Annotated in this window: 13 protein-coding genes; 4 read left to right on the top strand and 9 right to left on the bottom strand. The window is 68.1% G+C overall.

Features of this window, described 5'->3' with window-relative positions; translation table 11 throughout:
• Positions 1-3: 3 nt before the first annotated feature.
• Together SOM26_RS08875 and SOM26_RS08870 are read right to left on the bottom strand one after the other, a co-directional pair.
• On the bottom strand, positions 4-660 hold the full coding sequence (locus SOM26_RS08875; protein WP_320452338.1) for a phytanoyl-CoA dioxygenase family protein: 657 nt from the start codon (positions 658-660) through the stop codon (positions 4-6).
• Positions 657-1,913, bottom strand: coding sequence for a M24 family metallopeptidase (locus SOM26_RS08870; protein ID WP_320452337.1), 1,257 nt, complete (start codon positions 1,911-1,913; stop codon positions 657-659). The genes SOM26_RS08875 and SOM26_RS08870 overlap by 4 nt, the downstream gene beginning before the upstream one ends.
• 76 nt (positions 1,914-1,989) lie before the next feature.
• Between SOM26_RS08870 and SOM26_RS08865 the strand changes: the two genes are divergently transcribed.
• Positions 1,990-3,321, top strand: coding sequence for a dicarboxylate/amino acid:cation symporter (locus SOM26_RS08865; protein WP_320452336.1), 1,332 nt, complete (start codon positions 1,990-1,992; stop codon positions 3,319-3,321).
• Positions 3,322-3,347: 26 nt separating this feature from the next.
• Here the strand turns inward: SOM26_RS08865 and SOM26_RS08860 are convergent, their stop codons facing one another.
• The 6 genes from SOM26_RS08860 to SOM26_RS08835 form a co-directional block, all read right to left on the bottom strand.
• A complete protein-coding gene (locus SOM26_RS08860) occupies positions 3,348-3,974 on the bottom strand; it encodes a glutathione S-transferase family protein (RefSeq protein WP_320452335.1) in 627 nt (208 codons plus the stop codon).
• 436 nt (positions 3,975-4,410) lie between these two features.
• Positions 4,411-5,241 carry a class I SAM-dependent methyltransferase gene (locus SOM26_RS08855; protein WP_320452334.1) on the bottom strand — a complete coding sequence of 277 codons (831 nt, stop codon included), beginning with the start codon at positions 5,239-5,241 and terminating at the stop codon, positions 4,411-4,413.
• 78 nt (positions 5,242-5,319) lie between these two features.
• Positions 5,320-6,393: a recombinase RecA gene (gene recA, locus SOM26_RS08850; RefSeq protein WP_320452333.1), complete on the bottom strand. Its 1,074-nt coding sequence runs from the start codon at positions 6,391-6,393 to the stop codon at positions 5,320-5,322.
• Between the two features lie 93 nt (positions 6,394-6,486).
• Positions 6,487-7,323, bottom strand: a complete 837-nt coding sequence (locus tag SOM26_RS08845; protein ID WP_320452332.1) for a 4-(cytidine 5'-diphospho)-2-C-methyl-D-erythritol kinase — start codon at positions 7,321-7,323, stop codon at positions 6,487-6,489.
• Positions 7,324-7,364: 41 nt separating this feature from the next.
• Positions 7,365-8,852 (bottom strand): hypothetical protein, encoded by a 1,488-nt coding sequence (locus tag SOM26_RS08840; RefSeq protein ID WP_320452331.1) that lies wholly within the window; start codon positions 8,850-8,852, stop codon positions 7,365-7,367.
• Between the two features lie 94 nt (positions 8,853-8,946).
• A complete protein-coding gene (locus SOM26_RS08835; RefSeq protein ID WP_320452330.1) occupies positions 8,947-10,602 on the bottom strand; it encodes an electron transfer flavoprotein-ubiquinone oxidoreductase in 1,656 nt (551 codons plus the stop codon).
• A gap of 143 nt (positions 10,603-10,745) precedes the next feature.
• Between SOM26_RS08835 and SOM26_RS08830 the strand changes: the two genes are divergently transcribed.
• The 3 genes from SOM26_RS08830 to moaB all read left to right on the top strand — a co-directional run bounded on the left by SOM26_RS08830 (position 10,746) and on the right by moaB (position 14,094).
• The gene (locus SOM26_RS08830; RefSeq protein ID WP_320452329.1) at positions 10,746-11,528 is read left to right on the top strand and encodes a uracil-DNA glycosylase; all 783 of its coding nucleotides are present in this window, start codon (positions 10,746-10,748) and stop codon (positions 11,526-11,528) included.
• The gene (locus SOM26_RS08825) at positions 11,525-13,384 is read left to right on the top strand and encodes a lytic transglycosylase domain-containing protein (RefSeq protein WP_320452328.1); all 1,860 of its coding nucleotides are present in this window, start codon (positions 11,525-11,527) and stop codon (positions 13,382-13,384) included. Before SOM26_RS08830 ends, SOM26_RS08825 begins: the two co-directional genes overlap by 4 nt.
• 182 nt (positions 13,385-13,566) lie before the next feature.
• On the top strand, positions 13,567-14,094 hold the full coding sequence (gene moaB / locus SOM26_RS08820) for a molybdenum cofactor biosynthesis protein B (RefSeq protein ID WP_320452327.1): 528 nt from the start codon (positions 13,567-13,569) through the stop codon (positions 14,092-14,094).
• Here the strand turns inward: moaB and SOM26_RS08815 are convergent, their stop codons facing one another.
• The gene (locus SOM26_RS08815; RefSeq protein ID WP_320452379.1) at positions 14,095-14,427 is read right to left on the bottom strand and encodes a VOC family protein; all 333 of its coding nucleotides are present in this window, start codon (positions 14,425-14,427) and stop codon (positions 14,095-14,097) included.
• Between the last annotated feature and the right edge of the window lie 9 nt (positions 14,428-14,436).

The following is a 14,436-nucleotide window of genomic DNA, read 5'->3' as shown; positions in this document are numbered from 1 at the left end:
CCCTCATGCCGTTCCGACAGCGTATCGCAACCCGCCCGGCAAGTCATCGGCGGACAGGTCGATCTGCAATACCCGCCGATGCCGCCCCGGCATGGCACGGGCCGAGGCATGGAGGATCAGCGTGCGGTAGAGCCAGACCGTCCCCGCCTCGGCCAGGCACACCGCCTCGCCCATCCGGTCGACCACGCCCGCAATCGCATCCTCAGCAATCAGGCCCAGCCGGTGCGATCCCGGTGAGACCAGAAGCGGCGCATTGTCCGCATCGACGGGGTCCAGATGGAACCGGACCGTGACCATGCGCTCCAGTAGCGACACCGGCGGTGCGACGTGTATCCGCCCCTGCTTGACGGTCCAGGGGCCGAAGCCCGCGACCTCGCGTCGCTCGGCCACTTCGATGGTGCGATCCTGATGCCAGGCCAGCGCCCAGTTGCCGCCATCGGTCTTGTCGAACAGCAACGCGCGCACGGGCCGCATCGTCGGGGCCTGATCGGCGATCAGCCGCCGAACACCGGACAGGGCAGCGGCACGGGCCGGGTCGATCCGCTGGCCGGGACGCCCGACAGGCCAGTCGGCAAACAGGGCGGCCAGTTCGGCCAATTCCCCCGCGTCCAGCCGGGACGACCACGGCGCGCAACCCTGTTCGTCGAGCGCCACGCTCATCCGATCGGCGCCTCGATGCTGCGCGGCGGCGTCGAGAACCAGACCGGCCCCGCTTCTGTCATATGGAAACAATCCTCCAGACGGATGCCGAACTTGCCGGGCAGATAGAGCCCCGGTTCGTTGGAAAAGCACATGCCGGGCGCCAGCGGCGTCGCTTCGCCGCGCACCAGATTGACCGGCTCGTGCCCGTCCATGCCGATACCGTGTCCGGTGCGGTGCGACAGGCCGGGCAGGCGATAATCGGGGCCGTAACCTTGCGACTCATAGAAGCGCCGGACCGCATCGTCGATGCTGCCCGCAGGCGCGCCGATCCTGGCCGCACCGTGCGCGACCTGCTGGCCCCGGGCGACCGTGTCCCACACCTTGCGCTGCTCCGCGCTGGCCGTGCCGTGAACCCAACTGCGCGACACGTCCGACTGATAGCCCTGCACGGTACAGCCGCAGTCCATCAGCACGACCTGGCCGTCCGCGACCCGGTGGACCTGTTTGCTGCCATGCGGATAGGCCGACGCCTCGCCGACAAGCGCCATGCTGAACTCCGGGCTGCCGCCCAGCTTGCGTGTGGCGGCATTCATCAGCGCGCCGATCTCCGCGCCGGTCATCCCCGCCTCGACGCGCGGATGGACCCAGCGATAGGCGGCCATGGTCACGTCGGTCGCCAGCTGCATCAACGCGATCTCGGCGGGCGTCTTGATCATCCGACAGCCGCGCACGACCGGGTTGGCGGACACCAGCCGGACGCCGGGCATCGCCCTGTGCAATCCGTCGAAGGCGAAGAAACGGGCCGTCTCCTCGATCCCCACCGGGCGGCCGGTCAGCTTGCGGTCACGCAGGAACCCCGCGACCACGCCCAGCGGGTTCTGGTCCTCCTGCCACACCCGCACCTCGGCGGGCACGGCCAGCGTCTCGCGGACCGAGGGTTCCTCGAAGAACGGCGTGACGATGCAGGGCTCTCCCTCGACCGGCAGGATCGCGGCGGTCAGCCGCTCGCTGCGCCCCCAACGGACGCCGGTGAAATAGACCATGCTCGACCCCGGCTCGATCAGGATCGCACCGATGCCGTTCGCCTTCATAAGGGCCTGTGCGCGGGACAGCCGCCGGGCGCGCTCCGCCGGGCCGATCGGCACCGCCCCGCCGGTGAGGTCGTGCACGGCCGAAAGGTCGGGCTCGGCCGCGCTCAGCAGCCCCGGCCGGACGAGGAGTGGCAGGGCGGCGGCCGCGATCATCGTGCGGCGGGACAACAGGGTCTGCATGACGGGTACGATAGAATTCTTGACCTGAGCGCCGCAATGCCCTTGGCTCGCGCGCGGAACTTATATTGGGGTATGCATGGCCAAGCGGCTGACCTTGTACATCTTCATCGGCCTGGTCCTTGGGCTGATCGTCGGACTTTCGATCAACCTGTCGCTCGACGACGGCAGCGTGGAGGCGGCGACGCAGTTGAAGTCGATCGCCGGTTATTTCGCGATCGTCACCGGGCTGTTCCTGCGCCTGATCAAGATGATCATCGCGCCTTTGGTCTTCGCGACCTTGGTGTCGGGCATAGCACAGATGGGCGACACCAGGGCGCTGGGCCGGATCGGTTTCCGCTCGCTCGCCTGGTTCCTCTCGGCCAGCCTCGTCTCGCTCAGCCTGGGCATGTTGCTCGTCAACCTGTTGCAACCCGGCGTCGGCCTCAACCTGCCGCTGCCCGCCGTGACCGCCGATAGCGGGGTCGTGAAGGCCGGGTTCGACCTGCAGAAGTTCGTCACCCATCTGGTCCCCGCCTCGCTGATCGAGGCGATGGCGACCAACGAAGTGCTTCAGATCGTCATCGGGTCGCTGTTCCTGGGCGTCGCGATCACGGCGGTCGGCGAGCGTGCCGCCCCGTTGGTGCGCGCGGTCGACGCACTGGTCGCGGTCATGTTGCAGGTGACCGATTACGTCATGCGCGTGGCCCCGATCGCGGTGTTCGCCGCCGTGGCGGGCACCCTGACCGAGCAGGGCCCGTCGGTGATCGGCAAGCTCGCCATCTTCATGGGCAGCTTCTATCTGGGGTTGCTGCTGCTGTGGTGCGTGCTGCTCGGCGTCGCCGCGCTGTTCATCGGGCCGCGCGTCCGCGAACTGATCGCGCATATCCGCGCGCCGCTGATCCTGGCCTTCTCGACCGCCTCGTCCGAGGCGGCCTATCCGCGCATCCTCGAAGGGCTGGACCGGTTCGGCGTGCCGCCGCGCATCGCCAGCTTCGTTCTGCCGCTCGGCTATTCGTTCAACCTCGACGGGTCGATGATGTACATGACGTTCGCGTCGCTGTTCATCGCCCAGGCTTACGGTATCGACCTGTCGATCGGGCAGCAGATCACGATGCTGCTCGTCCTGATGGTCACGTCAAAGGGCATTGCGGGCGTGCCGCGCGCCTCGCTGGTGGTGATCGCGGCGACCATGCCGATGTTCAACATCCCCGAGGCCGGACTGCTGCTGATCCTGGCGGTCGACCATTTCCTCGACATGGGCCGTTCCGCCACCAACGTCATCGGCAATGCGGTGGCGAGCGCGGTCATCGCCAAGTGGGAGGGGCCGCTCGACGCGCCGGAGCCGGTCGACATGCCCTCGCTCCATGCGCCATCGGGCGGCCCCACGCCGGACGCCCCCGACAGCTTCCGCAAGATCGGCGGGCACTGATCGCCCATGCCTGAGGCCGGTCGCGCTCAGGCATAGGCATAGGGTCCGCCCTTGGCCAACGCGACCTGATAGGCGGGGCGGGCATGGATCCGCTCCAGCCAGGCGATCGTCGCGGGGCGGCTCTCGTCCAGCCCCGCCCTGGCCCGCGCGGCCTCCAGCGGAAAGCTCATGATGATGTCGGCGGCGGTCAGCTGGTCGCCCGCAAACCAGGGCGAGCGCGTCAGCTCGCTCTCGACATAGTCGAGATGGCGGTCGACCATCGGCTGGAAACGCTTCATCGCGACCTTGCCCATCACCGGAATACGGCTAAGCACCAGCAGCACAAATAGCGGCGGCATCAGCGACCCCTCGGCATAGTGCAGCCAGAAGCGCCAGCGCTGCATCGCCTCGCGGTGCGCGGGCGGGCCCAGCCGGCCATCGCCCTTGCCCACCAGATATTCGATGATCGCCCCGGTTTCGGCGATGACCAGCCCATCATCCTCGATCACCGGCGACTTGCCGAGCGGGTGGACCTTACGCAGTTCGCGCGGCGCGAGCATCGTCTTGGGATCGCGTTCGTAGCGCTTGATCTCGTAAGGGAGGTCGAGCTCCTCCAGCATCCACAGGATGCGCTGCGACCGGCTGTTTTCCAGGTGATGGACGATGATCGTCATGACGGTTCCCCATAATTCCGCCCGACAACGCGCCAGCGGCGCGCCGGGGTGCAGGGGGATGGATTAGGGGGTGCGTGGTGGTCGGTGGAGGAAACGCGGCGGCCGCAGAGCTATCCTACTGCTGTTACCGCGACCTTTGTCGGCGATAGCGCTGTGGGCCGTGCCCGAGGTGACGCCATTGCGGCTCAAGCATCGCCGCTCGGTATCAGGGCCAGTCGACATTCATTCCTGCCCTGCAAGGGAAGGTGGCAGACCGAAGGCCTGACGGAGGGGCGTCCCGGCCTGAGCGGTTGGTCGAACCTCGCGACCGGTAGCACCCCGCCACCATGCTGCGCATGTGTGCGGGCGAGAAGGTGCCCCCGGGCACCATCTTGCCCGCACACCCTCCGCTTGCAGGGAGGAATTTCGGTGGGGGCGGCCTGAATGTCGATCGGCCCTAAGCCGTCGCCTGCCAAATCCAAGCCGTCGCTTGCAAGGGGAGGCGATTACCCACCCGGCTTGCCTCCAGACCGGCGCGCAGGGTGTCTGCGATGCGATTGCGCTCGGGCAATGCCGCTTGCGAGAGCGCTCGTGCGGCCGGGCCGATCCGGGACAGGAAGGACAGCGCATCCGCGACCGGGTCGTCGCCTTCCCCCACCACATAGTCGAACCCGACGCGCACCGCGCCATCGGGTCGCCAGCCGCTCTCCTTCAACCAGGCCGCAACCTGCTGCTGGTCGGAAAAGGCGAAGGGGCCGGGCGCATAGCCCGCATCCGGCGGCGGGGCGGCACCGATCGCCGCATCGGCCAACGTCGCAAACCCGTTCGCCGCACGTTCGGCAAAGCAGGAAAAGACCAGCCGCGCCCCGTTCCGTGCCGCCCGGCGCAGGATGCTCAGCGCCTCCACCGGATCGGCAAAGAACATGACGCCGTGGCGGGAACACAGCAGGTCGAACGGCGCCTCCGCCGTCGCCACCGTCAGCGCATCGCCGCTCAGGAAGCGCGGACCATGATCCGCTGTTTCACCCGCGCGCTCCCGCGCCACCGCGACCAGCTCGTCGGACAGGTCGACGCCCATAATGCTCAGCCCCGGCCGCGCCGCATACAATGCCAGGCTGGTCGCGCCCGCGCCGCTGCCGATATCGAGCGCCTTGCCGACATCCGGTGCGACCCAGGCAATCGCTTCGTCCAGGTGACGGGACAGGTCCGCCAGGCTGCGATCGGTGCGCCGCCACTCCGCCGCCCAAACATCGCCGACCCGACCGCGCCAATCCATGCCACTGGTCATCGTGCCGTCCCGCCAGTCCCTATCGCCCCGCACATACAAGAACGGCCCGCCATCGCTGGCGGGCCGTTTCCTGTCCGGTCAGATGTCGTCCTCGGCGTCCGGGCCGGTCATCATCTCCTCGGCCACCTTTTCGGTGCGCTGGCGGATCGCGCGTTCCAGGCGGTCGGCCATGTCGGCGTTCTCACGCAGGAAGGTCTTGGCGTTCTCACGCCCCTGCCCGATGCGCACCGAGTCGTAGGAGAACCAACTGCCCGACTTCTCGACCAGACCGGCCTTCACGCCCAGATCGAGGATCTCGCCGATCTTCGAAATGCCCTCGCCATACATGATGTCGAATTCGACCTGCTTGAACGGCGGTGCGACCTTGTTCTTCACCACCTTCACGCGGGTGGCGTTGCCGGTCACTTCCTCGCCGGCCTTGATCGCACCGGTGCGACGAATGTCGAGACGGACCGAGGCATAGAATTTCAGCGCGTTGCCGCCCGTCGTCGTCTCCGGGTTGCCGTACATCACGCCGATCTTCATGCGCAGCTGGTTGATGAAGATCACCATGCAGCGCGAACGGCTGATGGAGCCGGTCAGCTTGCGCAAGCTCTGCGACATCAGGCGGGCCTGCAGGCCGACATGGCTGTCGCCCATCTCGCCCTCGATTTCCGCACGCGGAACGAGCGCGGCGACCGAGTCGACCACCAGCACGTCGATCGCGTTCGAGCGGACCAGCGTGTCGGTGATCTCCAGCGCCTGCTCGCCGGTGTCGGGCTGCGACACGATCAGTTCGTCGATGTTGACGCCCAGCTTCCTGGCGTAGACGGGGTCGAGCGCGTGTTCGGCGTCGACGAAGGCGGCGGTGCCGCCCATCTTCTGCGCCTCGGCGATGACGTGCAGCGCCAGCGTCGTCTTGCCCGACGATTCAGGGCCATAGACCTCGATCACGCGGCCGCGCGGCAGGCCGCCGACGCCGAGTGCGATGTCGAGGCCGAGCGAGCCGGTCGAGATCGCCTCGACCTGCATCGTTTCCTTTTGCCCCAGCTTCATCGCCGAGCCCTTGCCGAAAGCCCGGTCGATCTGGGCGAGCGCGGCGTCGAGCGCCTTTTGCCGGTCTGCGTTTGCGGTTGCCATGCCTGTTTCGATCACTTTCAGATTGGCGGCCATCAGATGCTTCCCTCGCTAGACCAACATGGTGGTCCATTCAACGCATCTGCAATGTATGTGTTTTGTTCCAGGAGAACAAGATGCGAACAAAGCCTATCGCAAAAAAGTCGGCAGCGTCCACCAGCCCCGGCTGCGCGCCGAGGCGGCCGCCGCGTCGCGCGTGGCGACATCGCCGAAAATCGCAAAACAGGTGGCACCCGATCCCGACATGCGGCTGATGACGGCGCCGGGTGCCGCCTCGAGCTGGGCCAACACCGCGTCGATCGCCGGGGCGACGGCACGCGCGGGCGGCTCCAGATCGTTGCGCCCGGCCGTGGCGACCGCGAGGATATCGCCCTGCCCCAGCGCGCCGCGATCAACCCCGTCCCATCGGGCGAACACCGCTGCGGTGGATACGCCGACGCCTGGATTGATCAGCAATACGGGCCGATCGCCCAAAGGTGCCAGACGCCGCAGCGCATCGCCCTTGCCCTCGCCACGCGACGTCTCGCCCAACAGGCAGGCGGGCACGTCCGCACCCAGTTCGCCCGCGATCACAAAGAGATCCGGATGGTCGACAGCAATGCCCCGAAGCCGTGCCAGCGCGCGCAAGGTCGCTGCCGCATCGGCCGAGCCGCCGCCGATTCCCGACGCCACGGGCAGATGCTTGTCGAGCGTGATCGCATAGTCCTCGCGCACCCCGAAGCGCGCCTGGAACGCGCGCACCGCGCGGACGACGAGATTGTCCTCGCGCGATTCACCCGCCAGCACGGCCGCGAACGGGCCGGTCAGGGCCAGCGTCGTCGCGGGTGCTCGCTCCACGGTCACCACGTCGCCGTCGCGGCAAAAGGCGAACAACGTTTCAAGCTCGTGATAACCATCGTCGCGGCGACGGCGCACATGCAGCGCGAGGTTGATCTTGGCAGGGGCGGTTTCGACGATAACGGTCATGTCCGCCCCATGCGGCGCATGCGCCGACGCGGCAAGCCCGATCAAAGTGTCAGCTTGTGCGCGACACGACCGGCCAGCGGCGCTTCCGCCGTCAGCGCCGCCGCACGCCACGAATAGCGCGCCTCGTAGAAACGCCCCAGCGCCCAGTAGATATCGCCCAGATGATCGGCGATCTCGGCATTGGCGGGCTCCGCCATGGCCGCGCGCTCGACCAGCGGCAGCGCACGCCCCGCCTGTCCGGCACGAAAATAACCCCAGCCCAGCGAGTCGGTGATCGAAGCGTCGTCAGGCGCGAGCTTGCTGGCCTTTTCCAGCAAGCCGAGCGAAGGCGCGCCGGTCTCGCCGCGCTCGATCCGCGCATAGCCCAGATAGTTGAGCGCCAGCGGTTCGTCGGGCCCCAGCTCGACCGCTTTGGCGAGCGCCGCATCGGCCGGTTCCGCCTGGCCCGCCTGATCCAGCGCCCCGCCATATTGCAGCCACGCCGCCCAGGGCACGGGCGGATCGGCGCGCGTCACCCGCTCATACCAGATGGCGGCATCGCCGGGACGCTTGGCGGCGATCAGCTGGTCGCCATAGATCTGCCAGTCGTCGACCGTCGCATTCTTCGCCGTCGCCAGCCCCCTGGCCAGCATCAGCGCCTCCCCGGCGCGATCCGCCGATGCCAGCAGGCCGACGCGGACCACGGCGGCGCGATGGGCGAAAGCGCCGCGCGGCGCCACGCCCTCGACCGCGGCGATGGCGGCGTCCCAGGCTTCGTCGCGGGACAGCGCCTCGGCCATCAACAATCGCGCGCGGTCATTGTAGGGGTCCGCGATCAGCGCGGTGCGGGTCAGCGCGATGACCAGCGGACGCGGCCCCTCGCCCACCAGTTCCGCCGCCACCCGCGCCAGCAGGCGCGATACACCGAAACCGAGATCGGGCTTGGCGCCCAGCGCACGCCGATCCGATGCCACCAGAGGATCGCTGAGCAACGCCCTGGCCTGGGCTTCATCACCACGCCCCGCCATGATCTGCGCCGCCGCGATCCGCGTGTCGGCGGGGGCCGACATGGCCTGGAGCAGCACCAGCGCACTTTGGCTGCCCATGCGCTTGGCGGCGAGCGCCAGCAGGATGCGATGCTCGTCGGCCAGTCGTCGCGCGACCGGCTCCTTGCCCGCGCTGTCGAGCGCCGCCTCGACGGGTTGCTTGCGGTCCCACGCCGCCCAGGCGCGCAGCACGGGTGCGACGATGCGCAGCGCGCCTGCGTCGATCCGGACCAGCGCCGCGTCATAGGCGGCACGGTCGCGCTTGCGTGCCGCGATCGCCAGGTCGAGCAGCGCGACGTCGATGGGCGCGACCTGTTCCGCCTCCATCACCCGCGCCGCGCGGAGCGCCAGCGCCTCGTCCCCGCTGATCATCGCTTCACGATACGCGCGGACCGCGACGGCGGGATCGTCGGGCCAGCCGGTCAGCGCGCTCGCATAATCCCCGCTCGCCGCCGCCGATCGCCCTTCCGCCGCCGCGACCCGCGCGGCGAGGTAGGACGACAAAGGCGACCGGCCCGGCGCGACCGCCGCCCCGGACGGCGCGGACCAGCAGGCCGCGACCAGCAGGGTGCCGGTCAGCAGACGAAACGAAACACGCTTACATGTTGGGATAATTGGGTCCTCCGCCGCCTTCCGGCACGACCCAGTTGATGTTCTGGGTCGGGTCCTTGATGTCGCACGTCTTGCAGTGGACGCAGTTTTGGGCGTTGATCACGAATTTCGGATCGCCCTCATCCACATCCACCACCTCGTAAACACCGGCGGGACAGTAGCGTTGCGCGGGCTCGTCGAACAAGGGCAGGTTGTGCGCGATCGGCACCGACGCATCCTTCAGCGTCAGGTGGATCGGCTGGTCCTCCTCGTGATTGGTGTTCGACAGGAACACCGAGGACAGCCGGTCGAAGGTCAGCACGCCGTCGGGCTTGGGATAGTCCGGCTTCTTCACCTGATCCTTGCGCCACAGCGTCTCGTGATCGGGCTTGTGCTTCATCGTGAAGGGCATCTTGATGCCCCAATGCTCGGCCCACATGGTGACGCCCGCCAGGCCGGAACCCAGCGTGTCGCCATATTTCTTGACCAGCGGCACGACGTTGCGGACACCCGACAGCTCCTTGTGGAGCCACGATGCACGGAACGCCTCCGGATAGTCGGTCAGCTCGTCGCCCTCGCGTCCGGCCTGGACGGCGGCGAACGCCGCCTCGGCCGCCAGCATCGCCGACTTCATCGCGCCGTGCGTGCCCTTGATGCGCGGCACGTTCAGGAAGCCCGCAGAACAGCCGACCAGCACGCCGCCCGGGAAGGTCAGCTTCGGGATCGCCTGGAGCCCGCCGTCATTGATCGCCCGCGCGCCGTAGGAGACACGCTTGCCGCCCTTCAGCAGCTCGGCGATCTCGGGGTGGGTCTTCCACTTCTGCATCTCCTGAAAGGGGGAGATATAGGGGTTGGTGTAGTTCAGCCACGTCACGAAGCCGAGCGCGACCTGCCCGCCCGCCTGGTGATAGATGAAACCGCCGCCATTGGCGTCATGGCCCAGCGGCCACCCCTGGGTGTGGATCACGCGGCCCGGCACATGCTTTGCTGGGTCGATATCCCACAGCTCCTTGATGCCCAGGCCATAGATTTGCGGATCGCTGTCCCGTGCCAGGTCGAACTGGCGGATGATCTCCTTCGACAGATGGCCGCGCACGCCCTCTGCGAAGAAGGTGTATTTCGCGTGCAGTTCCAGTCCCGGCTGATAGTCGGGCTTGTGCGTGCCGTCGCGCGCGACGCCCATGTCGCCCGTCGCGACACCCTTTACCCGACCATCCTCGTGGAACAGGATCTCGGCGGCGGCGAAGCCGGGGAAGATTTCGACACCCAGCTCCTCGGCCTTGCCCGCCAGCCAGCGGCACAGACTGCCCAGGCTGCCGGTATAGGTGCCCTTGTTGTGCATGAACGGCGGGGTCAGCGCGTGCGGCACGTTGCGGTGCCTGGTCGAGGTCAGGATCCAGTGATGGTTCTCGGTCACCGGCACCTCGGCCAGCGGACAGCCATCGTCGCGCCAGTCGGGCAGCAACTCGTCGAGCGCGATCGGGTCGATCACCGCACCCGACAGGATATGCGCGCCGACTTCCGAGCCCTTTTCGAGCACGCAGACCGACAGCTCGCCGCCGGTTTCGGCCGCCAGTTGCTTCAGGCGGATCGCCGCCGACAGGCCCGCCGGACCTGCGCCGACGATCACCACGTCATAGGGCATCGATTCGCGTGTCGTCATGGCATCCTCGCTTTGTGACCACGCCGCTGCCGTAGCGTCCCGTTCGACGGGCTCGTCCGGGCGCGGACGGTAAACATCTTGTCCTGACAGCCGATCCGACAGATTGACGCGCACGTCAACCATGCAGCATGGACGGATCCCATATGGGGGCTATTCCGACGTTCGACACCACATCATTGGACCGTGCGCCTCTTGAGGGTGCGCTGGCCGCCAGCGCGCTCGACTGGTGGCACGATGCGGGCGTCGACCTGCTGGTCGAGGACGAGCCCCGCGACTGGATGGCGCCCGAACCGTCGCGCCCCGCCGTCTTCGCCCCCACCGCCATCAGCCCCAAGCCTGGCGCAGGCATCGTCGCCCCCGCGCCCGCCACGCAACTGCCCGACACGCTGGAGGCCTTCCTGGCCTGGCGATTGTCCGATGCCGCGCCCGAAGCGGGCTGGGACGGAGTATCGCTGACCGCCGTCGGACCGGCCGATGCCCGCCTGATGGTTCTGGTCGACTGCCCCGACCGCGACGATGCCGAGGCCGGGCAGATCCTGTCCGGCGCGCCGGGGCGGTTGTTCGACCGGATGCTGGCCGCGATCGGGCTGTCGCGCGACGCGGTGCACATCGCCTCGGTCTGCACCCGCCGCCCGCTGGCCGGGCGTGCGCCCGCCGATCTGGACACCCGGCTGGGCGAAATCGCGCTGCACCATGTCGGGCTGGTCGCGCCCCGCAGCCTGCTGTTGCTGGGCAATGCGGCGAGCCGTGCCGTCCTCGGGACCGAACTCATGACCGCACGCGGACATTCACACCCTGTTGACCATAAAAGCGGCAAAACCAACGCTGTCGCCAGTTTTCATCCGCGCTTCCTCATCGAAAAGCCGATGGCCAAGGCGGAAAGCTGGAAGGATTTGCAAAGGGTCATGGGGGATTTGAACGCATGAAGCTGAGCCGGGCGATCGCACGAGGCGCGACCATCGGGGCTTTGCTGGCGGGCGCAAGCGCCGCCGTCGCCGCCGAACCGACCGCCATCCCCGACGCCCGCTCGACCGCGCTTCGGGCACCGCCGAGCATCCCGGCGCTTCTCGATGCCGACCAGAAGGCGGGGTACGCCCGCGTGTTCTCGGCAATCCGGGAAAGCCGCTGGACCGACGCGCAGCTGGAGCTCGACGCGCTGAAGCCCGGCCCGCTCCATGCCATCGCCCGCGCCGAACTCTATACTGCCAAGGGGTCGCCCAAGGTCGAGGTCGAGCGGCTCGTCGCCCTGCTGAACGAAGCCCCCGAACTGCCCCAGGCCGAACAGCTCGCCCGGCTGGCCCGGTCGCGCGGCGCGCGTGACCTGCCGCCCCTGCCCGAGGCGCACAATCTGATCTGGCAGGACGGCGCCCCCCGCCGCGTCCGCGCCAAGAGCATCAAGAGCGACCAGATCGCCGCCGACCTCGCCGCGCGGATGCAACCGCTGGTCAAGGCCGATGACGGCCCCAACGCACAGGCGCTGCTCGAATCGACGCAAGGCCTGTCGCCCGAGGCGCTGACCGAGTGGCAGCAAAAGGTCGCCTGGATCTATTTCCTGATGGGCGATGATGCGAACGCCCGCGCGATGGCCACCAAGGCCGCCGATGGTTACGGCGACTGGGCGGTGCAGGGCCGCTGGACCGTCGCGCTCAGCGCCTGGCGCCAGAATGACTGCCAGGCCGCCGCCACGGCGTTCGAGGGTACGGCCGCGCGCGCGACGGATGTCGACCTGCGCGCCGCCGCGCTCTACTGGGCTGCGCGTGCCGACATGGTCTGCGGCCGCCCCGACAAGATCGAGGGGCGTCTTCGCTCCGCCTCGCAGTTCCGCGAAAGCTTCTACGGCCAGCTCGCCCGCCAGGCGCTGGGGATGCGTGGCGACCGCGAACCGCGTGGACAGCTGGTCGCGACCGACTGGGCCGCGCTCGATCGCCGCCCGAACATCCTGGTCGCCGCCGCGCTTGTCGAGATCGGCGAAACCGACCTGGCCGATCAGGTGATCCGCCAGCAGGCGCGGATCGGCCAGCCGACCGAGTTCCGCAATCTCGTCCGCCTGGCCGAGTCGCTCGACCTGCCCGCCACCACCGTCTGGCTGGCGCATAATTGCCCGGCGGGCGTCACCGCGACGGCCGAGGCACGCTATCCGACGCCGAACTGGGCACCCGACAGCGGCTGGCGCGTCGAGAAGGCGCTGGTCTATGCCCATACGCTTCAGGAAAGCGGGTTCCGCAACAAGGTGGTCAGCCCGGCGGGTGCCTATGGCCTGATGCAGATCATGCCCGCCGCCGCGACCGATTTCGCGCGCGAGCGCGGCGTGTCGATCGACCGGTCGGCGCTGACCAAGCCGTCGACCAACATGGATATCGGCCAGCGCCATCTGGAGCGGCTGCGCGACATGACCGGGGTCACCGGCGGCCTGCTGCCGAAGGTCATCGCGGCCTATAACGCAGGTCCGAAGCCGGTCGGCGAGTGGAACAGCCTGGTCCGCGACGGCGGCGATCCGCTGCTCTATATCGAGAGCATTCCCTATTGGGAGACGCGTGGCTACGTCACCATGGTTCTGCGCAACTACTGGATGTATGAAAGCCAGGTCGGCAAGGCCAAGTCGCCCAGCCGTGCCGCTTTGGCCCAGGGGCTGTGGCCACGCTTCCCCGGCCTGCCCGGTGCCACCGCCGTCCGCCTGCAACGTCCGAATGTCGCGCAGGCGCATGTCGCGCCCCGGACGACGATCGCGCTGAACGCGACGGTCAACCCGCAGTCCAGCACGGCGATGCCGCAGGCGAATTGAGCAGGGTTGGGGGGCCCTTGGCCTTCGACTTGGCTCAGGTTGAACGGCGTTCGTGGTTGCTTGTCGGGTCAAGGTGATCAGGCAAAACTGCCGAACTTTCGTTCAGTCTGAGCGAAGTCGAAGGCCACGCCCCACCGCTCCCAAGCTGCCCCCGAAACCCGCAACCGAACGTTGACCCCGCCATGCCCATCGATACCACCCGTCATTTCACACCGGTCCGCATCGCGGTCCTCACCGTCTCCGACACCCGCTCGCTCGCCGAGGATCGCTCGGGCGACACGCTTGTCGGGCTGTTGACCGATGCAGGGCATGAACTGGCCGAGCGCACCATCCTGCGCGACGATGCGGATATGATCGTCGCACAGCTCGACCGCTGGATCGAGGATGCCAGCATCGACTGTATCCTGACCACCGGCGGCACCGGCGTGACGGGGCGCGACGTGACCCCCGAGGCGGTCGAGCGGGTTGCCACGAAGATGATCCCCGGCTTTGGCGAGCTGTTCCGCTGGCTGAGCTTCCAGACGATCGGCACATCGACCATCCAGTCGCGTGCCTGCGCCTGCGTCGCGCGCGGCACCTATATCTTCGCCCTGCCCGGCTCGACCGGCGCGGTGAAGGATGCCTGGAACGGTATCCTGCGTGATCAGCTCGACAGCCGCCACCGACCATGCAACTTCGTCGAGCTGATGCCGCGCCTGCTCGAGCGATAATCAGCCGGGCTGCATCGCCGCGAGTTCATGGCCATCGACGTCGCGGAAGTGAAAACGCCGCCCGCCGGGAAAGGCGAAGATCGGCACGACGACCTTCCCGCCCGCCGCTTCGACCGCTGCCAGTGTCGCCTCGATATCCTCGACCCGGATCACCGGCAGCGGCGCCCGCACCTTGTCGGGCGCGGCGTCCAGGCCGATGTCGGTATCCCCGCTCATCGTCGCGGCATAGTCCGCGCCAAAATCGGTAAAGCCCCACCCGAACGCCTCAGCATAGAAGCGTTTCGCCTCGGCACGGTCGCCGACCGGCAGTTCGAGATACTGCAGACGCGCCATCATCCGACC

It is taken from the genome of Sphingomonas sp. CFBP8993, assembly GCF_034044895.1.
In the GTDB taxonomy this organism is placed as follows: Bacteria; Pseudomonadota; Alphaproteobacteria; order Sphingomonadales; family Sphingomonadaceae; genus Sphingomonas.
The sequence above is the reverse complement of the archived record's forward strand: the minus strand, read 5'-3'. Positions and strand labels throughout refer to the sequence as shown.